This is a genomic window from Sphaerisporangium sp. NPDC051017, assembly GCF_040683095.1.
In the GTDB taxonomy this organism is placed as follows: Bacteria; Actinomycetota; Actinomycetes; order Streptosporangiales; family Streptosporangiaceae; genus Sphaerisporangium.
This window is the reverse complement of record NZ_JBFBCI010000006.1, coordinates 208,842-230,197: the sequence shown is the minus strand read 5'-3', so window position 1 is coordinate 230,197 and position 21,356 is coordinate 208,842. Positions and strand designations below refer to the sequence as shown.

Here is a 21,356-nt window from a genome sequence, read left to right as displayed (position 1 = left end):
TTCCCCATGGGCAGCAAGCTGGCATTCCTCGGCCGTGACATGGCCGTCGACCTGGGCACGGCCAACACGTTGGTGTACGTGCGCGGGCGCGGCATCGTGCTCAACGAGCCGTCGGTGGTGGCGATCAACACGACCACCGGCAAGATCGTGGCAGTGGGCATCGAGGCCAAGAGGATGATTGGCCGGACGCCCGGGAACATCGTGGCGATACGTCCGCTGAAGGACGGTGTGATCGCCGACTTCGACGTGACGGAGCGCATGCTCCGCTATTTCATCCAACGGGTGCACAAACGCAGTCATTTCGCCAAGCCGCGCATCATCGTCGCCGTCCCGAGCGGGATCACCGGCGTCGAGCAGCGGGCGGTCAAGGAGGCCGGCTACCAGGCCGGCGCGCGCCGGGTGTACATCATCGAGGAGCCCATGGCGGCGGCGATCGGCGCCCGGCTGCCCGTCCACGAGCCCACCGGCAACATGGTCGTCGACATCGGCGGCGGCACGACCGAGGTGGCGATCATCTCGATGGGCGGCATCGTGACGAGCCAGTCGATCCGCGTGGGCGGCGACGAGCTGGATCAGGCGATCATCGCGTTCGCCAAGAAGGAGTACTCCCTGATGCTCGGGGAGCGCACCGCCGAGGAGATCAAGATCGCGATCGGCTCGGCCTGCCCGGTCGGGGACGACTGCCACGCCGAGATCCGCGGCCGCGACCTGGTCACCGGGCTGCCCAAGACGATCGTGGTGTCGGCCGACGAGATCCGCAAGGCCACCGAGGAGCCGCTCAAGTCGATCATCGACGCGGTCAAGTCGACGCTGGACAAGTGCCCGCCGGAGCTCTCCGGTGACCTGATGGACCGCGGCGTCGCCCTCACCGGCGGCGGCGCGCTGCTCAAGGGCATGGACGACCGCCTGCGCGACGAGACCGGCATGCCGATCCATCTGGTCGAGAACGCCCTCGACTCGGTGGCGCTCGGCTCCGGCAAGTGCGTCGAGGAGTTCGAGGTCCTGCAACAGGTGCTGGTGCCGGAACCCAGACACTGACCGAGACGCCGACCGAGACACCGATGGAGCCGAGACACTGATGAGGGATACCCGCCGCGCGCGGTTGATCCTTGGCCTGCTGCTGGCCGCGGCGCTCGTCCTGATCACGATCGACCACCGGCAGCGCGACGATTCGCTGTTCGAGCCGGTGCGCGGCGCCGCCGCGTCGTTGTTCGGCGTGGCGGAGAAGGCCGGGACGAGCGTGGTGCGGCCCGTGGGCGACTTCGTCGACACCTTCGCCTCCGCCGGTGAGTACAAGCGGCAGATCGCGGCGGTCCGGGCGGAGAACGCCCGGCTGCGGCAGGAGCTCACCGCCCAGACCCTCGACCGGCAGCGTTCGGCGCAGCTCACCAAGATGCTGGGTCTGTCGGGCCTCGGCGGGTACCACGTGGTGGCCGCCCAGGTGATCGCGCGGCGCGGCGTCCCCGGGTTCGAGGAGGCCGTCGAGATCGACGCCGGGTCGGGCGACGGCGTGCGGCCGGAGATGACCGTCCTGAACGGCGACGGGCTGGTGGGCCGGGTGGTCCACACGAGCCCCGGCACCTCCACGGTGGTGCTGCTGACCGACCCGGCCTCGACGGCGGGGGCGCGCATGGAGGGCGGCAACGAGGTCGGCGTGGTCACGGGGCTCGGCCGGGTGGCCGAGAGCCGTCTCATCCGCTTCCGGCTGCTCGATTCGGCGGGTCCTCTGGCCGTCGGGCGCCGCATCGTCAGCTTCGGCTCCGAGCGCGGGGTGCCGTACGTGCCGGGGGTGCCGGTCGGCGTGATCCAGCGCGTGGAACCCACCCCGGGCGAGCTCACGAGGGTGGCGTACGCCAGGCCGTTCGTCGACTTCGCGTCGCTGGACGTGGTCGGGGTGGTCGTGAAGGCCCCGCAGCGCGACCCGCGGGACGCGATGCTGCCGCCGCCGCCGAAGAACCAGGTCCGCGCGCCCGCCAAGCCCGCGCCTCCGGCCGCCGAGCCTTCTTCCGCGCCGCCCGTCTCGCCGTCGCCCTCGGCCACGGCGCGCGAAAACCGCGAAAACCGCGAGGGGCGTGAAGGCCGTGAGGGGCGTGAACGGCGCCAGGAGCGTGATGAGCCTGATGAGCGCGGTCGCGAGCGGGGACGAGACCGGCGCGACCAGCAGGGCGAGGAGGCCCAGCGGCGGCCGGGCGCGGCCCGCGCGCACGCGCGTCACCAGCGGGCTCCGGAGCGGCGTAAGGCGCACGCGGGCCCGCGGCGGCCGGCGCACCCGCACCCGCAGGCGCGTGAGAGGCGGGACGGCCGTCCGGGCGACCACAGGCGGGACCGATCCGGCGGAAGGACTTGAGGCGGTGCTCCGAGGGATCACGGCGGTGCTGCTCGCGGGCCTCATCATGATCACGCAGGTGACGATCGTGAACCGCCTTCCCCTGCCCGGCGGTGGCGCCCCTGACCTGGTGCTGCTCGGCGTGGTGATGTTCGCCCTGGCACGCGGCCCGGTCGCCGGCGCCGCGACGGGTTTCGCCACGGGGCTGGTCACCGACCTGCTGCCGCCCGCCGCCCACGTCATGGGCCAGTACGCGCTGGTGTTCTGCCTGGTGGGGTACACCGTCGGCCGGGCCGCCGAGCGGGCGCCGGGCGCGTCGGCGGTCACGGTGATCGTCGCGGTGATGCTCGCGCCGCTGCTGACGGCCGGGGTGGGCGGGTTGCTCGGGGACCCCCGGGCCGACTGGCGCGGGGTGCTGAGCCTGTGGCCGTCCCTGGTCATGTACAACCTGGCGGTGGCGGCGCTGGTGTTCTGGGTGGTCTCGCGGTTCTCCGGGCGTCGCCGCAGGCGTGAGGCCGTCCCGACGGGCGCCTATCCGGTTCGGAGGCACGTGTGATCCGGGTCCGCGCCAGGTTGGTGGTGCTCCAGTTCCTCGTCGTGACGCTGCTCGCCGTCCTGACGGTGCGGTTGTGGCAGGTGCAGGTGGTGCGTGGGCAGCAGTTCGTGGCGGCGGCGACCGAGACCCGCACGCGCGACGTGATCGTCCCGGCCGTGCGGGGGCAGATCTACGACGCCTCCGGGCGTCCCCTGGTGCGCAACCGCGCCTCGCTGGTGGTCTCGGTGGACCGCGCCGAGTTGGAGCGTATGCCGGGCGGAGGCGCGGGCGTGCTCAAGCGGCTCGCGGTGGTGCTCGGTCGTACGGCCAAGGAACTGCGCGAGCGCATCCGTCCCTGTGGGCCGCACGTGACGCGTCCCTGCTGGCCGGGCTCCCTGTACTCGCAGATCCCGATCGACGACGACGTCTCCACCCGGCAGGCCCTGCAGATCCTGGAGCGCCAGGAGGAGTTCCCCGGCGTGACGGCCGAGGTGCAGGCCGTGCGCGATTACCCGCTCGGCTCGGGCGCGTCGCAGACGCTCGGCTATCTGCAGCCGGTCACCGAGGAGGAGCTGAAGAAGCGCTCCACCCTCAAGGCGAACTTCTCCGGCGTCGACCTGGTCGGCAGAGACGGCCTGGAGTACGTCTACGACGAGGCGCTGCGCGGGACGCCCGGCCTGCGCCGGGTCCAGGTGGACCGCATGGGCAAGGTGCTCGGCGTCGAGCGTCAGACCGCGCCGGTGCCCGGCGACATCCTGATCACCAACATGGACGCCAATGTGCAGAAGGTCGTGGACCACGCGCTGGCGACCGCGATGAAGAACGCCCCCAAGGCCGACGGCGCCGCCGCGGTGGTCCTGGACGTCAGGACGGGCGGGGTGATCGCGATCGGCAGCATGCCCACCTATGACCCGTCCGTCTGGGCGGGAGGCATCTCCGAGAAGGAGTACCAGCGGCTGCTGTCGGAGAAGGCGGGCCTGCCGCTGATCTCCCGCGCCACCCACGGCCAGTACGCGCCCGGTTCGACGTTCAAGGTCTCGTCGGTGTCGGCGATGATCAGGGACGGCTACCCGCTGCACGGCAAGTACGACTGCCCCGGGGTCTACGACGTCGCCGGCACCGCGTTCCACAACTTCCGCGGCATCGGCCTCGGCGTGCTCGATCTTCACATGGCGCTGGTGAAGTCCTGCGACACCATCTTCTACAAGGCTGCGTACGAGATGTGGCAGCGGGACGGCGGCCTCAAGCCCGTGCCGCATCCCAAGGAGCCGATGACCAACACCGCCAAGGCGTTCGGGTTCGGCAGGAAGACCGGCATCGACCTCCCGGGCGAGGTGCCGGGGCGGATCCCCGGCCGCGCCTGGAAGAAGAAGATGTGGGACGCCACCCACCACCTGAGCTGCCTGCGGGCCAAGAACGGCTATCCCGAGGTGGAGAAGAAGAACCCGAGCCGCGCCGCCTACCTCAAAAGGCTCGCCCACGAGAACTGCGTGGAAGGCATGGACTGGAAGGCCGCGGAGGCAGCCAACCTGTCGATCGGCCAGGGTGACGTGCTGGTGACGCCGCTGCAGCTCGCCGCCGCGTACGCCGCCCTGGTGGGGGACGGCAAGCTGCGCAGCCCGCGCATCGCCAAGGCGATCGTCCGGCCCGACGGCACCCACGTCCAGGAGATCAAGGCGCCGGTGACCGGCAAGCTTCCCGTTGACAAGGGTACGCGCGACTACATTCGCGCCGCGCTGAGCGAGGTGACCTCCGACGGCACGGCCGCGGGCGCCTTCGGCGGGTTCCCGATGAACGTGGTGAAGATCGGCGGAAAGACGGGTACGGCCGAGGTGTACGGCAAGGAGGACACCTCTTGGTTCGCCTCCTTCGGGCCGGCGGCCGATCCCCGGTTCGTGGTCGTCGTCACGGTCTCGCAGGGAGGCCAGGGCGCCATGGCCGCGGCCCCGGCGGCGCGGGAGATCTGGGAGGGCATCTACGGCATCAAGGGCCCGGCCGCCCTGCCCGGGGGCAAGCCCGTCGAGCGGCTCCCGTCGATCAGGCGAGACGGGACGGTGGTGCAGTGAACCAGGCGCTCGTGCCGCGCAGCCGCTCCCTGGTCCAGCGGGCCATGGGGGCCCAGTCGGCGGTGTGGCGGGTCGACGGGGTGCTGCTCGTCGCCGTCATGGCGCTGTCGGTCATCGGCACGCTGCTGGTGTGGTCCTCGACGCGCACCTGGGCGGTGGGCGCGCCGACCGGCATGGTCAAGAAGCACATCCTCAACCTGGTCATCGGCTGGGTGCTGTGCGGCATCGCGGCCCTCGCCGACCAGCGCACCCTGCGCATCTACGCGCCGGCGGTGTACGGCGTGTCCCTGCTCGGGCTGCTCGCGGTCATCACCCCGCTCGGCTCCACGATCAACGGCTCCCACTCGTGGATCCTCCTCGGCGGCGGGTTCGCCGTGCAGCCGTCGGAGCTGGCCAAGCCCGCGCTGATCCTCATGCTCAGCGCGCTGCTGGCCGAGCCCGCCCCCGGCACCGACCGTCCACGCCCGCTGGATCTGCTGCTCGCGATGACGGCCGCCGCCATCGCCATGGGCCTGGTCATGCTCCAGCCCGACTTCGGCACCACGATGGTGCTCGCCGTGATCACCGCCTCGTCCATGATCTTCGCGGGGCTGCGCAAGCGGTACATCGTCGGGCTGGGCGTCATCGCCCTGGCCGGGGCCGCGGCCGTGTGGCTGTTCGGCCTGCTCAAGCCGTACCAGGTGGCCCGGTTCACGGCGTTCATCGACCCGGCCAACGACCCACGCGGCGCCGGGTACAACAGCACCCAGGCGCTGATCGCGATCGGTTCGGGCGAGTTGTTCGGCAAGGGGCTGTTCCACGGAGGGCAGACCACGGGCCGGTTCGTCCCCGAGCAGCACACCGACTTCATCTTCACCGTCGTGGGGGAGGAGTTCGGCTTCCTCGGCTCGATCACCGTCGTGGCGCTGCTGGGTGTGGTGCTGCTGCGCGGGCTGCGCATCGCCCGCCAGTGCGACGACCGCTTCGGCGCGCTCGTGGTCGGCGGCATCGTCTGCTGGTTCGCCTTCCAGACGTTCGTCAACGTCGGCATGACGATCGGCATCATGCCGATCACCGGGGTGCCGCTGCCCTTCGTCTCCTATGGAGGGACGGCGACGTTCGCCAACATGATCGCCCTCGGGCTGCTCCAGGCCGTCCACATCCGCGAGCGGGCGTTCTGACCGTCCTCGGACGCGCTGGCGCGAGCCCCGGCGGGCAGCTACTACCCTTGGACGCATGTCTGTCGAATCGCTGTTCCCCCGTCTGGAACCGCTTCTGCCGCGCGTGCAGAAGCCGATCCAGTATGTGGGGGGTGAGCTGAATTCGACCGTCAAGGACTGGGACGAGGCGACCGTCCGCTGGGCGCTGATGTACCCGGACGCCTACGAGGTCGGGCTGCCCAACCAGGGCGTCCAGATCCTCTACGAGATCCTCAACGAGCTGCCCGAGACACTGGCGGAGCGCACCTACGCCGTCTGGCCCGATCTCGAGGCGCTGATGCGCGAGCACGGCGTGCCGCAGTTCACGGTCGACGCCCACCGGCCGGTGCGCGCGTTCGACGTGTTCGGCGTGTCGTTCTCCACCGAGCTGGGCTACACCAACCTGCTCACCGCCCTCGACCTGGCCGGCATCCCGCTGGTGGCGGCCGACCGCGGCGAGGACGACCCGGTGGTCCTGGCGGGCGGGCACGCCGCGTTCAACCCCGAGCCGATCGCCGACTTCCTCGACGCCGCGGTGCTCGGCGACGGCGAGCAGATCTCCATCGCGATCTCCGAGGTCGTCCGCGAGTGGAAGGCCGAGGGCCGCCCCGGCGGGCGTGACGAGCTGCTCATGCGCCTGGCCTCGACCGGCGGCGTGTACGTGCCGAAGTTCTACGACGTCGAGTACCACCCGGACGGCCGCATCAAGCGGGTCGCGCCGAATCGCTCCGGGGTGCCTTGGCGGGTGCAGAAGCACACCGTCATGGACCTGGACGAGTGGCCCTACCCGAAGAAGCCGCTGGTGCCGCTGGCCGAGACGGTCCACGAGCGCTTCAGCGTCGAGATCTTCCGCGGCTGCACGCGCGGCTGCCGGTTCTGCCAGGCCGGCATGATCACCCGCCCGGTCCGCGAGCGGTCGATCACGACGATCGGCGACATGGTCGAGGTCGGCCTGAAGGAGTCCGGCTTCAACGAGGTCGGCCTGCTCTCGCTGTCCAGCGCCGACCACTCCGAGATCGCCGAGGTCGCCAAGGGCCTGGCCGACCGCTACGAGGGCACCAACACGGGCCTGTCCCTGCCCTCGACCCGGGTCGACGCGTTCAACATCGACCTGGCCAACGAGTTCTCGCGCAACGGCCGCCGCTCCGGCCTGACGTTCGCGCCCGAAGGCGGGTCCGAGCGCATGCGCAAGGTGATCAACAAGATGGTCACAGAGGAAGATCTGATCCGCACCGTCACCACGGCCTACGGCCAGGGGTGGCGGCAGGTGAAGCTGTACTTCATGTGCGGGCTGCCCACCGAGACCGACGAGGACGTCCTCGGCATCGCCGACCTCGCCAAGAAGGTCATCAAGGCCGGGCGTGAGGCCGCCGGTTCCCGTGACATCCGCTGCACGGTCTCGATCGGCGGCTTCGTTCCCAAGCCGCACACCCCGTTCCAGTGGGCCGCGCAGTGCGACCACGAGACGGTCGACAACCGGCTCAGGCAGCTGCGGGACGCGCTGCGCTCCGACAAGGAGTACGGCAAGGCCATCGGCTACCGCTACCACGACGGGCAGCCGTCGATCGTCGAGGGCCTGCTGTCGCGGGGCGACCGCCGGGTCGGCGCGGTGGTCAGGGCGGTCTGGGAGGCCGGCGGCCGGTTCGACGGCTGGAGCGAGCATTTCTCCTTCGACCGCTGGATGTCCTGCGCCGAGCGCGCGTTCGACGGCCACCCCGTCGACGTCGCCTGGTACACCACGCGCGAGCGCGACGAGGTCGAGGTGCTCCCGTGGGACCACCTTGACGCCGGCCTCGACCGCGAATGGCTCTGGCAGGACTGGCAGGACGCCGTCACCGAGACCGAGGTCGAGGACTGCCGGTGGACTCCCTGCTACGACTGCGGCGTCTGCCCGACCATGGGCACCGAGATCCAGATCGGCCCCACCGGCAGGAAACTGCTCCCGCTGACGGTCGTCTGACCCACCGAATGGAAGCAAATACCGGCCGTAACCGTTGCACCATGGGGGTCGTCGGGTACGCCGACGGGCCCCGGTGGTCTAGCCTCTAGCGGTACGAGAGCCGTACGAGCCGCGACAGGGCAGGGTCACCGGGCCCATATCCTGGGAAGACGGCCTCGCGAACGACACGGATCGACACGGGAAGGATGACTTAGCTGAAGAACCCCGTTCCTGATGGGCCCCCGCCCGCGCCGGTGGTGCAGCGCCTTCGCGTGCGCTACGCCAAGCGTGGCCGCCTGCGGTTCACCAGCCACCGAGACATCTCGCGCGCCATCGAACGAGCGGTGCGCAGGGCCGGCGTTCCCGTCGGCTTCAGCGCGGGATTCACCCCCCATCCGAAGATCTCCTACGCGGGAGCCGCCCCCACCGGGGTGGCCAGCGAGGCCGAATATCTGGAGATCGGCGTCGTCACGGCCTGCGAGCCGGACCGCCTGCGCGCCGATCTCGACGCGTCGCTGCCGCCCGGCCTCGATGTCCTGGACGTCGTGGAGGCGGGCGGCGGCAGTCTGGCCGACCGGCTGCAGGGCTCGCTCTGGGAGGTCCGCCTGCCCGGTGCGAAGCCGGCGGAGGTGAAGGACGCCGCCGAGCGGTTCATGGCGGCCGAGCGCGTGGAGGTCGAGCGCCTGACCAAGAAGGGCCCGCGCCGCTTCGACGCGCGCGAGGCCGTCGTCACGCTGACGGCCGAAAGCCCCGACGACGCGGCCGCGTGGAGGGCTCGCGAAGGAACGGCGGAAACGGCGGACCGGGAGCCCGGCCCGCCATGTGCGATACTTCGTATGGTTGTACGGCACGTTACGCCCGCCGTCCGACCGGACGACGTGCTCACGGGTCTGCGTCTAGTGGCCGCCTTCGCGCCGCCGTCACCCCCCACGGTGACCAGGCTGGCGCAGGGTCCGCTCGACGCGCGCACCGGTGCAACGGCCGACCCGCTCGACCTGGACCGCGACACGCGCGGCGGCGAGCCGGGACCGGCTGTGCGGCACGTTGGTGACCACCAATAAGGACTTGGCGCCGGGCCGCGCGGCCTGGCGCACAGCGAGAGACGAGAGCTCCCGCGCGGCGCGGAGACGCGCCCGGGAGCTGACGGGAGAACGCCCGCATGCTCGACAACGAGCCCGTTGTCGGGGCCTTCGGCCCTGACGGGGATATAACAGCACAGCAAGAAACGAAGCCGGTGCGCCGCCGTGCGGCGAGCCGCCCGGCCGGCCCGCCGCCGGAGGAACCGGAGCTTCCGGCCGCCTCGGTGAGCGCCGCGCAGGCCGCGGTCGTCGCGGAGCCCGCGCCCGTCGCCCCGGCGTCGTCCCAGGTGGAGGCCGGTGTCGCGGAGGCGTCCGAGCCCGTCGTGGCCGAGGCGCCCGTCAAGCGCACCCGCACCCGGCGCGCGGTCGCCAAGGATGCCGACGGCGCCGAGGCTCCCGCCAAGCCCGCCCGGGCGTCCAGGGCCAAGGCCGCGAAGGAAGCGGCCCAGGACGCGGTGGAAGCCGCCGAAGGCGCGGAGGTCCCCGGCCTCGCCGAGACCGCCGAAGCCGACGCCCCCGCGGCGCCCGCGCGGCCCACGCGCACGCGGGCCACCAGGAAGACCGCCGAGGCCGCCGCCCCGGCCCAGCCCGAGGCCGCCGCCCCGGCCCAGCCCGAGGCCGCCGCCCCGGCCCAGCCCGAGGCCGCCGCCCCGGCCCAGCCCGAGGCCGGCACGGAGGCCGCTGCCCCGGCCGAGCCGGTCGCGCCCGCCGTGTCCGAGCCGCTCCCGGGCGTCGCCGAAGCCGTCCAGGCCGCCGAGGCCGTGGTAGCGCCGCCGCGCCGCCGCCGCGTGCGCAAGGCCGCCGACGCGCCGGTCCCGCCCGAGTTCCCCGAGGTCCAGGCGGAGCGATCCAGCGTCGAGAAGGCCGCCAAGGCCGAGGTCGCCGCGGCGCTCGCCGAGTCGATGCCCGTGGACGAGCCGCTGGACGACGAGCCCGTGGGCGAGGACGTGGACACCCTCCAGGACACCGCCGACGAGACCGCGGACAATGCCGACGACGCCGCGGAGAAGGACGTCGAGGAGCCCGGGGTCCAAAGGTCGCTGTTCGCCGACCCGTTCGGGCTGAGCGCGATGGCCGAGGCGCGCCTCGCGGCCCCCGCCGTCTCCTTCCAGGCGCCTGCCGCGGTGTTCCAGCCGATCTTCCAGGCGCCCGAGCCCCGCGCCGCCGTCCCGCCCGTCGTGCTCCCGCTGCAGCAGCGTCCTGAGCCCGCCGACGAGCAGCCCGAAGAGGCCGAGGACTCCGCCGAGACCGCCGCCGACGATGACGACAGTGACGACGAGGCCGGTGGCCGCCGCCGTCGCCGCCGCAGGGGCGGCCGTGGCCGGGGCAGGGTGCGCGACGAGCACGACGAGACCGAGGACGTCGACGACCTCGACGACGAGGCGCGTGCCGTGGCGGACGAGCAGGCCGAGCAGGACGCCGACGCCGAGGCGTCGCGCGGCTCCCGCGACGGCTCCCGTGACAGGGACGCCGACCTCGACGACGAGGAGGCCGGTTCGTCCTCGCGCCGCCGCCGGCGCCGTCGCCGCAGGGGCGGGGACGACGCCGAGGCGACCTCCGACGACCCGCCGAACACCGTGGTGCGCATCCGCGCCCCCCGCGCCGGCCGCTCCACCTCGGTGGACGAGGTGCAGGGCTTCCGCGGCTCCACGCGCCTGGAGGCCAAGAAGCAGCGCCGCCGCGAGGGTCGCGAGCAGGGGCGCCGCCGCCCGCCGGTGATCACCGAGTCGGAGTTCCTGGCGCGCCGTGAGTCCGTCGAGCGCGTCATGGTCGTCCGCCGCCAGGGCGGGCGCACCCAGATCGCGGTGCTCGAGGACGGCGTGCTGGTCGAGCACTACGTCGACCGCGAGTCCAGCCAGTCCTACGTCGGCAACGTCTACCTGGGCAAGGTCCAGAACGTCCTGCCGTCGATGGAGGCCGCGTTCATCGACGTCGGCAAGGGCCGCAACGCCGTCCTGTACGCCGGCGAGGTCAACTTCGACACCGCCGGGCTGGAGGGCCAGCCCAAGCGCATCGAGGCGGCGCTGAAGTCGGGCCAGTCGGTGCTCGTGCAGGTCACCAAGGACCCGATGGGGCACAAGGGCGCGCGCCTGACCAGCCAGATCAGCCTGCCCGGCCGCTACCTGGTGTACGTGCCGGACGGTTCGATGACCGGCATCAGCCGCAAGCTCCCCGACAAGGAGCGCACCCGGCTCAAGACCATCCTGAAGAAGGTCATGCCGGAGAACGCCGGTGTGATCGTCAGGACGGCGGCCGAGGGCGCGTCCGAGGACGAGCTGAACCGCGACGTCGCGCGCTTGTCGGCGCAGTGGGAGAACATCCAGCGCAAGGCCAAGTCGGCGAGCCCGCCCGAGCTGCTGTACTCCGAGCCGGACCTCACCATCCGCGTGGTCCGCGACGTCTTCAACGAGGACTTCTCCTCGCTGGTGGTCGCCGGCGACGAGGCCTGGGGCACGGTGGACGAGTACGTCCGGTACGTCGCGCCGCACCTGGCCGACCGCCTGACCAAGTGGGAGGACGGCGACGTGTTCGCCGCCTACCGCGTCGACGAGCAGATCGCCAAGGCGATGGAGCGCAAGGTGTGGCTGCCGAGCGGCGGCTCCCTGGTGATCGACCGCACCGAGGCGATGACGGTCGTCGACGTCAACACCGGCAAGTTCACCGGCCAGGGCGGGAACCTCGAGGAGACCGTCACCAAGAACAACCTGGAGGCGGCCGAGGAGATCGTCCGCCAGCTCAGGCTGCGGGACATCGGCGGCATCATCGTCATCGACTTCATCGACATGGTGCTGGAGAGCAACCGCGACCTGGTGCTGCGGCGCATGCTGGAGTGCCTGGCCCGCGACCGCACCAAGCACCAGGTGGCCGAGGTCACCTCGCTGGGGCTGGTGCAGATGACCCGCAAGCGGGTCGGCCAGGGCCTGCTGGAGGCGTTCTCCACGCCGTGTGACTGCTGCAACGGGCGCGGGCTGATCGTCTCGACCGAGCCGGTCGAGGCCAAGCCCGAGCCGCGGGGCACGCAGGGCAAGATGGCGATCGAGAAGGCCGTGGCCGAGAAGCTGGACAAGGCCAAGACCGAAGCCGACAAGATCCTCAAGAACGGCGGGGCCGCGGTCGTCGCCAACGGCGTGGTCGTCCGCGACAGCGTGACCGACGTGCTCGGCGGCTCCGACGAGGGCGGTTCCCAGCCGTCCGCACGGGGGCGTCGCCGCTCACGTAAGGTCACCAGACCGGCAGGGCCGGCCGAATAGGCCGGCGACCCGGCGTACCGTCCGGTTCGACCAAGACACCTACGATCCGGTATCCTGGTCAATCGGTGCGTCCGGTGGCGCGCCCAGCTACGCGCGCCTACTCGGTTCGCCGGTCGTGTTATCGACGGGAGCTGGATGCAAGCGGCGCAGCGTTCAGCGAAGCAATCAGCCAGGAGAAGGGTTCCGCGGTGTACGCGATCGTTCGTTGCGGCGGCAGGCAGCAGAAGGTCTCCGTCGGTGACGTCCTCGAGGTGGACAAGGTCGCCGGTGAGGTCGGCTCCACGGTGTCGCTGTCGCCGGTGCTCGTCGTCAACGACGGCGATGTCACCACAGACGCTGCCACGCTTGGCAAGTTCGAGGTGACCGCCGAGATTCTCGGGGAGACCAAGGGCCCCAAGATCCGCATCCTCAAGTACAAGAACAAGACCGGTTACAAGAAGCGCCAGGGTCACCGCCAGCGGTACACCCAGGTGAAGGTGACCGCCATCAACCCCGGGAAGTAGTGGTAGCGAACCATGGCACACAAGAAGGGCGCCTCGTCCACCCGGAACGGCCGTGACTCCAACGCCCAGCGGCTCGGCGTCAAGCGTTTCGGTGGCCAGCTCGTCAACGCCGGCGAGATCATCGTCCGCCAGCGCGGCACCCACTTCCACCCGGGTGACAACGTCGGCCGTGGTGGCGACGACACGCTGTTCGCGCTCGTCGCGGGCCACGTGCAGTTCGGCAACAAGCGCGGGCGCCGCGCTGTGAGCATCGTCCCGGCCGCGGAGTAATCCGCCTACCGGGAACGACACTGAACACGGCCCTCAGGCCGCGCGTGGGGCGCGGCGGCGAGGGCCGGCAGTCGCGTTGATGAGGCGGATCGACTTCTCGATCCGCCTCATCGTCGTGAGGGCGCGCATATCAGTGCGACGCCACGAGGGGGCGCCCGCCGAGCGCGGCGGAGCGGCGGCGTGCGCCGCGAGGACACGCCGATGAGAGGGAGTGACGGTGGCCGAGTTCGTGGACCAGGTGGTCCTGTACGTCAAGGCAGGTGACGGGGGCAACGGCTGCGCGTCGATCCACCGCGAGAAGTTCAAGCCGCTCGGCGGCCCCGACGGCGGCAACGGCGGCCGCGGGGGCGACGTGATCCTGGAGGTCGACTCCAGCACCTCCACCCTGCTCGACTACCACCACCGCCCCCACCGCAAGGCCGGCAACGGCAAGCAGGGCATGGGCTCCAACCGCGACGGCGCCACCGGCGAGGACGTCGTGCTGAAGGTCCCCAACGGCACGGTGGTGAAGGACGCCAAGACCGGCGAGGTGCTGGTCGACCTGGTCGGCGCCGGCACCCGCTACGTCGTCGCCCAGGGCGGCTTCGGAGGGCTCGGCAACGCCGCGCTGGCCTCCACCAAGCGCAAGGCCCCCGGGTTCGCGCTGCTCGGCGAGGACGGCGACGACCGCGAGGTCGTCCTGGAGCTGAAGACCGTCGCGGACGTCGCGCTGGTCGGGTACCCGAACGCGGGCAAGTCCTCCCTGATCGCCGCGCTGAGCGCCGCCCGTCCCAAGATCGCCGACTACCCGTTCACCACGCTCGTCCCCAACCTCGGCGTCGTGACCGCGGGCGAGACGGTGTTCACCGTCGCCGACGTCCCGGGCCTGATCCCGGGCGCCTCGCAGGGCCGCGGGCTGGGCCACGAGTTCCTGCGCCACGTCGAGCGGTGCTCGACGATCGTCCACGTGCTCGACTGCGCGACGATCGAGCCGGGACGCGACCCGCTGACCGACTTTCAGGTCATCGAGGGCGAGCTGGCGGCCTACGGCGAGCTGGACGACCGCCCGCGCCTGGCCGTGCTGAACAAGACCGACGTGCCCGACGCACGCGACCTCGCCGAGATGGTGCGCCCGATGCTGGAGGAGCGCGGGCTGCGCGTATTCACGATCTCCGCGGCCACCCACGAGGGCCTGCGCGAGCTGTCGTTCGCCATGGCCGAGATGGTGGCCGCCGCCCGCGCCGCCAAGCCCGTCGAGGAACCGACGCGGCTGGTCATCCGGCCCAGGCAGTACGGCGAGACCGGGTTCGAGGTCCGCCGGGTCGACGAGCACACCTTCCAGGTCACCGGCGAGAAGCCCGAGCGCTGGATCCGCCAGACCGACTTCTCCAACGACGAGGCCGTGGGATACCTCGCCGACCGGCTGGAGCGGCTCGGCATCGAGAAGGCGCTGGCCGAGGCCGGGGCCACCGAGGGCGCCGAGGTCGTGATCGGGCCGATGGAGGGCGGCTACATCTTCGACTGGCATCCCACCCTGGACGCCGCCGCGGCCCACCAGGGCCCGCGGGGAACGGACAACCGCATCGGGTAGACGGCCTCCGGCGACCGGCCGGAGGCGAGGCGAGGCCGCGCCGGTGAGCACCGTCGCGGCAGGGCAGTGGCAGGAAAGGTGTGAAGTGGACAACGCGGGTCGGGAGCGGGTCGCCGCCGCGGCACGTCTGGTCGTCAAGATCGGCTCGTCCTCGCTGACGACCCCCGACGGCACGATCAACGTCGACCGGGTTGACGCCCTGGTGGACGTGCTGGCCGCCCGGGCGCGCACGGGCACGCAGATCATCCTGGTCTCCTCCGGCGCCATCGCCGCGGGCCTCGGCCCGCTCGGGCTGAGCGCCCGTCCCCGCGACCTGGCGACCCAGCAGGCCGCCGCCTCGGTCGGGCAGGGCGTGCTCGTCGCCCGGTACACTTCGTCCTTCGCCCGCTACGGCCTGCGCGTCGGCCAGGTCCTGCTCACCGCCGACGACATGATGCGCCGCTCCCACCACCGCAACGCCCAGCGCACGCTGGCGCGCCTGCTGGAACTCGGCATCGTCCCGGTCGTTAACGAGAACGACACGGTCGCCACCGACGAGATCCGCTTCGGCGACAACGACCGCCTGGCCGCCCTGGTGGCCCATCTGATCCACGCCGACGCGCTCGTGCTGCTGTCGGACGTGGACGCCCTGTACGACGGCGACCCGCGCCAGCCGGGGGCCCGGCGCATCCCCTTGGTGCGCGGGCCGGAGGACCTGGAGGGCGTCGAACTCGGCCGGTCCGGGCGGGTCGGCACCGGCGGCATGATCACCAAGGTGGAGGCCGCGCGCATCGCCACCGGCGCGGGCGTGCCGGTCGTCCTCACCGCTGCCGCCCACGCCGCCCACGCCGTGGCAGGACGGGACGTCGGGACGTTCTTCCAGCCGGATGGCCGCCACCCCGGCACGCGCCTGCTCTGGCTGGCCCACGCCACCACCGGCCGGGGCCGCCTGCACCTGGACGCCGGGGCCGTCGAGGCCGTGGTGAGCCGGCGCAAGTCCCTGCTGCCGGCCGGGGTGACACTGGTGGAGGGTGAGTTCACCGCAGGCGACCCCGTCGACCTGTACAGCCCGCACGGCACGCCCGTGGCCCGGGGCCTGGTGAACTTCGACGCGGTGGAGATCCCCGACCTGCTGGGCCGGTCCACGCGCGAACTGGCCGCGAGCCTCGGCCCGGAGTACGAACGCGAGCTGATCCACCGCGACGACATCGTCATACTCGATCCCATCACCGAGAGCAGGAGCGCGAGGCATGTCTGAGGCAGAAGACTTCATCAGGGTCGCCCACGCCGCCAGGGAGGCCGCCGCCGGGCTGGCGCCGCTGCCGCGCGCTCCCAAGGACGCCGCGCTGCGGGCGATCGCCGACGCGCTCGTGGCCCGGGCCAGGGAGATCGTCGAGGCCAACGCGCTCGACATCGAGGCCGCGCGCGCGTCCGGCACCGCCGAGACGATGATCGACCGGCTGCGCCTGGACGAGAAGCGGATCGCGTCCATCGCCGCGGCGGTCCGCGAGGTGGCCGACCTGCCCGACCCGGTCGGCGAGGTCGTCCGGGGCGGCACCCTGCCGAACGGGCTGGAGCTGCGCCAGATCCGCGTGCCGCTCGGCGTCGTCGGCATCATCTACGAGGGCCGCCCCAACGTCACGGTCGACGCCGCCGCGCTGTGCCTCAAGAGCGGCAACGCGGTGCTGCTGCGCGGCTCCTCCAGCGCCTACCGCTCCAACACGGTCCTGGTCGAGGTCATGCGGGAGGCGCTGCAGGGAACCGAGGTGCCCGCCGACGCCGTGCGGCTCGTGCCCGGCACCACCCGCGAGTCGGTCAAGCACCTCATGCGCGCCCGCGGGCTGGTCGACGTCCTGATCCCGCGCGGTGGCGCCTCGCTGATCAACGCGGTGGTCGAGGAGTCCACGGTCCCGGTGATCGAGACGGGCGTCGGCAACTGCCACGTCTACGTCGACGCCGACGCCGATCTGGACCTGGCCCTGGAGATCCTGGTCAACGCCAAGGTCCAGCGTCCGTCGGTGTGCAACGCGGCCGAGACGTTCCTGGTGCACGCCGCGGTCGCCGACGCGTTCGTCCCGGCCGCCCTGGCCCGGCTCGCCGCCGAGGGGGTGACCGTGCACGGGGACGCGCGCGTCGCGGCGTACGGCGACGAGGTCGTGCCCGCGGGCGACCAGGACTACCGGGACGAGTACCTCTCGCTGGACATCGCGGCCGCCGTCGTGGACTCGTTGGAGGACGCCGTCGCCCACATCCGGCGGTACGGCTCGGCGCACACCGACGCGATCGTCACCCGATCCCAGGGGGCGGCTCGCAGGTTCGTCTCCTTGGTGGACTCGGCGGCGGTGGCGGTGAACGCCTCCACCCGGTTCACCGACGGCGGCGAGTTCGGGTTCGGGGCCGAGATCGGCATCTCCACGCAGAAGCTCCACGCCCGCGGGCCGATGGGCCTTCCCGAGCTGACCTCGACCAAGTGGGTCTACACCGGCGAGGGCCACCTGCGCACGTCCGCCGGCACCGTCATCGCGGGTGGCGGTAAGTAGTCGGCGCGTCGCTCCACGTGTCCGGCGTCTCGGGGCGCTTGACTGGTCTCATGGGACTCCTCTTCGCCGTCGGGTACGCCGTGGCGGTCGTCGTGGCGGCGGACCGGCTGATGCTGTGGCTGGAGCGGCGCGGGCACGTGAACTGGCGGCGCCGGGGCAGGAAGTCCCTGTCCGCGAGCCCCAGCGCCCGCCTGGACAGCCTTTTCGAGGAGCCACCCCGCCCCCGGTAGCCCTCCCGGGGCAGGCCGGTACGGGTGGGATGCGGTACGTGTCCGCACATGTCCGGAAAAAACCCGTGGCGTGACGCCCGGCGCGCCGCCGTTGCTCGCGGGTGGATCGGCGCTATGGTGGCGTTCCCTATGGGTCAACGGCGCCTGGGCGGGCTCGGCAGAGTCGGCCCGTACTCCATGGTTGAGCGCCTCGGCCGCGGTGGCATGGGCGAGGTCTATCTCGCCGTCGGCAAGCGCGGGGCGAAGGTCGCCGTCAAGATCCTTCGCGACCCCATCGGAGACGATCCCGATGCGCGATTAAGACTCGACCGCGAGGTGCGGGCGCTGCGGCGGGTCGAGAGCCCGTACGTCGCCCGGGTCCTGGACTGCGACCTGTCCGGCGACCGTCCCTACCTCGTCATGGAGCACATCGAGGGGGAGACCCTCCTGGACGCGGTCCGGCGCGGCGGCCCCCTGTCGGGCGCGCCGCTGGTCGACCTCGCCCGGGGACTCGCCACCGCGATCGCGATCATCCACGCGTCCGGGGTCATCCACCGCGACGTGAAACCGGCCAACGTGGTGCTCGGGCCGGACGGTCCCGTGCTGATCGACTTCGGCATCGCGCAGGTATCGGACGCGACCCGCCTTACGATGACCGGCACGTTCCTCGGCACGCCCGGCTACTCCGCGCCGGAGGTGTTCGCCGAGGAGTCCGTCGGCGAGCCGTCCGACGTCCACTCGTGGGCGGCCACGGTCGCGTTCGCGGCCACCGGGCGCCCGACGTTCGGCCGGGGCACGGTCGAGGCGCAGATGTACGCCGTGCTGAACGGGCGCGCCGACCTCGCCGGGGTGCCCGGCTCGCTGCTGCCGCTGGTCCGGGCGGCGCTGCACCGCGAGCCGGACAAGCGGCCCACCGCTGCGCTGCTCGCCGACCGGCTGTCCCGCCTGGCCCGCGCCACGGCCCCCGCCACGCCCGGCGTCCCCGTCGCCGCACGGCCGCGGGCCGACGCCGCCCCGGCCAAGACGCGGGCCGACGCAGCCTCGGGCAAGACCCGGGCCGACGCCGGCGGTCCCGCGCGGACGCGTGCCGAGGCCGGCCGTCCGCGTTCTGAGGAGGCGGCGGGGGCCCGCGCGGACGACCCGCCCACCCGCGAGGACGGGGCCGCGGACACGCCGTCCGGCGCGCGCAAGAAGCCCGCCGTCCCGGGCCGCCGACCTCCCCGCCCCCCGGCGGACCGCCCGCGTCGCGGCGAGGGGACCGGCACGCTCGCCGGACCAGGGGAGAGAGCACGGCGAACCGCCGCGAACGTGAAGGAGAACGTCAAAGAGAAGGCGAAGAAGGGCGTGCGCCGGTCGGTGCTCGGCGCCGAGGCGGCCAGGTCCGCCCCGTCGGCGGGTTCCTCGCCGCCGGGCAGCGCCGTGCTCGTCGTGCTCGCCATGGTGGCCATCCCCTGCGTCGTGGCCTCGGTGATCTGGCCCCTGGCGACGTTCGCGATCACGGCGTCGTTCTGCGTGCTCGCCCGCGCGTGGTGGGGAGGCCACTGGCTGGTCCGGAGGCAAAGGTCGGCCCGGGTCCGGGGCACCGTCCGCCTGGTGACGTTCCCCGTCGCCCTGGCCGGGGCGGCGCTCACCGCGGCCGTCTGGCCCGGCCTGCCCGCCTCCGCCATCGCCGCCTCGGCGTTCTGGGTGACCGCCGGAGGGCACATCGACGACGGCTGGTGGACGTCGGCGGGCCCGATGACGGTGGCGGGGGTGGTGTTCGGCGTGGTCTGCGGCGGAATCGTCGGCCGGGAGGTCGAGCGCATCGGCGGCCACGTGCCGGACCTGCGCAGGGAGGGCCTGCGCGCGTTGGCCGTCCTCGGCGGGTTCGTCGCGTTGTGCGCGGCGGCCGTCCGCGTGCTGGCGTGGGTGATCCCGCACGCCCTGTGATCTCGTACGCCCTGCTGAGCCGAACCCCTGTTAAGCCGTACGCCCTGTCAAGCCGTACTGCTGAGCCGTACGTCCGGTCGAACCCGTGTGCCCCGTCGACCCGCGTGCCCTGTGTACCCGGCCAGGCCGCACCTCAGGACCGGCGGCGCCGCTCAGGGGCGCGCCGCCGGGCCCGGCCGGGAACCACGGGCCCGCTCAGTTGTCCCTGCGGGCGAACCTGTTGAAGATACGCTCACCGGCGTTGACGGCGCCCTCGGCGACATCGCGCAGCACGCCGATGAACGGGTCCTGGGACTGCGCCCACGACTCACGGTAGGAACGCGCGGCGGCCTTGACCTCCTCGGAGATGCTGGCGTTGGCGTCGTCCTCGCGGCGCGGGTAGTTGCCCGCCAGGATGGCCTCGTACTCGCCGCCCCGCCGCCAGCGGTCCAGCTCGGCCACGCGCATCACCGCGAACGGGTGGGTGCTGCCGAGCAGGTTGAGGACCTTGAGCAGGCCGTCGCGCACGTCACCGGCGGTGTCGTACTCGCGGGCCTGGTCGAGGAAGGCCTCGATGTTCATCTCGTGCAGGCGCGAGCCGCCGGCGAGCTTCATCAGCGCGCGCATGGACGCCTCGGGGTCCTGGCCGCAGAGCAGACCGCCACGGTCGGCGGAGAGCTCGGCCTTGCGGTGCCATTCCTCGAGGGCGGTGACGATGATGCGCAGGCCGATGTAGCCCAGCGGGATCCACGCCACGCGGGTGGCGAGGCGGGTGAGGATCGCCAGCATCGTGCCGTACACGGCGTGCCCCGACAGGATGTGCGAGGTCTCGTGCCCGACGACGAAACGCAGCTCCTCCTCGTCCATGAGGTCGAGCAGGCCGGTGTTGATGACGATGAACGGATCGTCGAAGCCGATGGCCATGGCGTTCGGCTGCGGGTCCTGCTGGACGTAGATCTCCGGGATCCGGTGGAGGTCCAGCAGGTAGGCGCTGTCGCGTCCCATGTCGTACAGGGCGCGGAACTGGGTCTCGCTCGCCCGCACGGACGACGCGAGGAACATCAGCCGCAGGCGACGCTCGCTGAACAGGCCCGACATGCGCTTGAGCACGGAGTCGAAGCCCGACAGGGAGCGCATCGCGACCAGAGCGGACCGGTCAGCTGGATGTTCGTACGCCCGGGAGCTGATGCCGGGCAGCTGTACACGGTTGCGATCCGGGGTGGTGGTGGTCATGGTCGGCATGCTACGTCCGGGGGACTGCCCGTGCGCGGCGATGCAAACCGCGTTCGGGTGAGCTTATGCCCCTCAGATCCGATAGGGATGGCGCGGGGCTCGCGGAGGGGGGTGGCCGCCGGTGCGCGCCGCGCCGCGCGTTAGTGTCCCTCGCATGAGAAACGGGGCTCCCATCAGGCGACTCGGCATCATGGGCGGGACGTTCGACCCCATCCATCACGGCCACCTGGTCGCCGCGAGCGAGGTCGCCCACCACTTCGATCTCGACGAGGTGGTGTTCGTACCCACCGGGCAGCCGTGGCAGAAGGCGGACCAGGCCGTGTCCGCCGTGGAGGACCGCTACCTGATGACGGTCATCGCCACCGCGTCCAACCCGCGGTTCTCGGTCAGCAGGGTCGACGTCGACCGTCCGGGGCCGACGTTCACGATCGACACACTGCGCGAGATCGCCGCGATCTACGGCCCGGACGTCGAGTTGTACTTCATCACGGGCGCCGACGCGCTGGCGCAGATCTTGAGCTGGCGTGATGTCGACGAGCTCTTCACCATGGCCCATTTCGTAGGCTGTACTCGTCCGGGGCATGTGCTTCACGACCCCGGGCTCCCGAAGGGAAAGGTCAGCCTCATCGAGATACCGGCGCTCGCGATCTCGTCCTCGGAATGCCGTCAGCGTGTGGCCGCGGGCGAGCCGATCTGGTATCTGGTTCCCGACGGGATTGTTCAGTACATCAACAAGCGGGGACTATACCGGGCATCCTGATAATAGGAAG

Annotated in this window: 17 protein-coding genes; 16 read left to right on the top strand and 1 reads right to left on the bottom strand. The window is 71.9% G+C overall.

Annotation, left to right across the window (positions count from 1 at the left end):
• Positions 1 to 6: 6 nt before the first annotated feature.
• The 15 genes from AB0M95_RS08550 (at position 7) to AB0M95_RS08480 (ending at position 19,374) form a co-directional block, all read left to right on the top strand.
• On the top strand, positions 7 to 1,038 hold the full coding sequence (locus AB0M95_RS08550) for a rod shape-determining protein (RefSeq protein WP_358511303.1): 1,032 nt from the start codon (positions 7 to 9) through the stop codon (positions 1,036 to 1,038).
• A gap of 40 nt (positions 1,039 to 1,078) precedes the next feature.
• Positions 1,079 to 2,347, top strand: a complete 1,269-nt coding sequence (gene mreC, locus AB0M95_RS08545; protein ID WP_363761219.1) for a rod shape-determining protein MreC — start codon at positions 1,079 to 1,081, stop codon at positions 2,345 to 2,347.
• A gap of 4 nt (positions 2,348 to 2,351) precedes the next feature.
• Entirely contained in the window at positions 2,352 to 2,882 is a 531-nt protein-coding gene (gene mreD, locus AB0M95_RS08540; protein WP_358511298.1) for a rod shape-determining protein MreD, read from the top strand.
• The gene (mrdA, locus tag AB0M95_RS08535) at positions 2,879 to 4,927 is read left to right on the top strand and encodes a penicillin-binding protein 2 (RefSeq protein ID WP_363761217.1); all 2,049 of its coding nucleotides are present in this window, start codon (positions 2,879 to 2,881) and stop codon (positions 4,925 to 4,927) included. Before mreD ends, mrdA begins: the two co-directional genes overlap by 4 nt.
• On the top strand, positions 4,924 to 6,087 hold the full coding sequence (gene rodA, locus AB0M95_RS08530) for a rod shape-determining protein RodA (protein ID WP_363761215.1): 1,164 nt from the start codon (positions 4,924 to 4,926) through the stop codon (positions 6,085 to 6,087). The genes mrdA and rodA overlap by 4 nt, the downstream gene beginning before the upstream one ends.
• A gap of 55 nt (positions 6,088 to 6,142) precedes the next feature.
• Positions 6,143 to 8,065 carry a TIGR03960 family B12-binding radical SAM protein gene (locus tag AB0M95_RS08525; protein WP_363761213.1) on the top strand — a complete coding sequence of 641 codons (1,923 nt, stop codon included), beginning with the start codon at positions 6,143 to 6,145 and terminating at the stop codon, positions 8,063 to 8,065.
• 233 nt (positions 8,066 to 8,298) lie between these two features.
• Positions 8,299 to 9,105, top strand: coding sequence for a TIGR03936 family radical SAM-associated protein (locus AB0M95_RS08520; RefSeq protein WP_363761211.1), 807 nt, complete (start codon positions 8,299 to 8,301; stop codon positions 9,103 to 9,105).
• Between the two features lie 173 nt (positions 9,106 to 9,278).
• Entirely contained in the window at positions 9,279 to 12,374 is a 3,096-nt protein-coding gene (locus tag AB0M95_RS08515; RefSeq protein WP_363761209.1) for an Rne/Rng family ribonuclease, read from the top strand.
• 188 nt (positions 12,375 to 12,562) lie between these two features.
• Entirely contained in the window at positions 12,563 to 12,877 is a 315-nt protein-coding gene (gene rplU, locus AB0M95_RS08510) for a 50S ribosomal protein L21 (protein ID WP_114032603.1), read from the top strand.
• A 12-nt stretch (positions 12,878 to 12,889) separates the two neighbouring features.
• A complete protein-coding gene (gene rpmA / locus AB0M95_RS08505; protein ID WP_184979518.1) occupies positions 12,890 to 13,147 on the top strand; it encodes a 50S ribosomal protein L27 in 258 nt (85 codons plus the stop codon).
• A 217-nt stretch (positions 13,148 to 13,364) separates the two neighbouring features.
• Complete coding sequence (gene obgE / locus AB0M95_RS08500; protein WP_363761206.1) at positions 13,365 to 14,717, top strand: GTPase ObgE; 1,353 nt, start codon at positions 13,365 to 13,367, stop codon at positions 14,715 to 14,717.
• Between the two features lie 85 nt (positions 14,718 to 14,802).
• Entirely contained in the window at positions 14,803 to 15,954 is a 1,152-nt protein-coding gene (gene proB / locus AB0M95_RS08495) for a glutamate 5-kinase (RefSeq protein WP_363761204.1), read from the top strand.
• Positions 15,947 to 17,236, top strand: a complete 1,290-nt coding sequence (locus AB0M95_RS08490) for a glutamate-5-semialdehyde dehydrogenase (protein ID WP_363761202.1) — start codon at positions 15,947 to 15,949, stop codon at positions 17,234 to 17,236. Before proB ends, AB0M95_RS08490 begins: the two co-directional genes overlap by 8 nt.
• A 50-nt stretch (positions 17,237 to 17,286) precedes the next feature.
• Positions 17,287 to 17,466: a hypothetical protein gene (locus tag AB0M95_RS08485; protein WP_358511271.1), complete on the top strand. Its 180-nt coding sequence runs from the start codon at positions 17,287 to 17,289 to the stop codon at positions 17,464 to 17,466.
• Between the two features lie 129 nt (positions 17,467 to 17,595).
• Complete coding sequence (locus AB0M95_RS08480) at positions 17,596 to 19,374, top strand: protein kinase (protein WP_363761200.1); 1,779 nt, start codon at positions 17,596 to 17,598, stop codon at positions 19,372 to 19,374.
• A gap of 195 nt (positions 19,375 to 19,569) precedes the next feature.
• Here the strand turns inward: AB0M95_RS08480 and AB0M95_RS08475 are convergent, their stop codons facing one another.
• Positions 19,570 to 20,586 (bottom strand): M48 family metallopeptidase, encoded by a 1,017-nt coding sequence (locus tag AB0M95_RS08475; protein ID WP_363761198.1) that lies wholly within the window; start codon positions 20,584 to 20,586, stop codon positions 19,570 to 19,572.
• A 154-nt stretch (positions 20,587 to 20,740) separates the two neighbouring features.
• Here AB0M95_RS08475 and nadD point away from each other — a divergent pair, with 154 nt between their 5' ends.
• A complete protein-coding gene (nadD, locus tag AB0M95_RS08470) occupies positions 20,741 to 21,346 on the top strand; it encodes a nicotinate-nucleotide adenylyltransferase (protein ID WP_363761196.1) in 606 nt (201 codons plus the stop codon).
• Positions 21,347 to 21,356 lie beyond the last annotated feature (10 nt).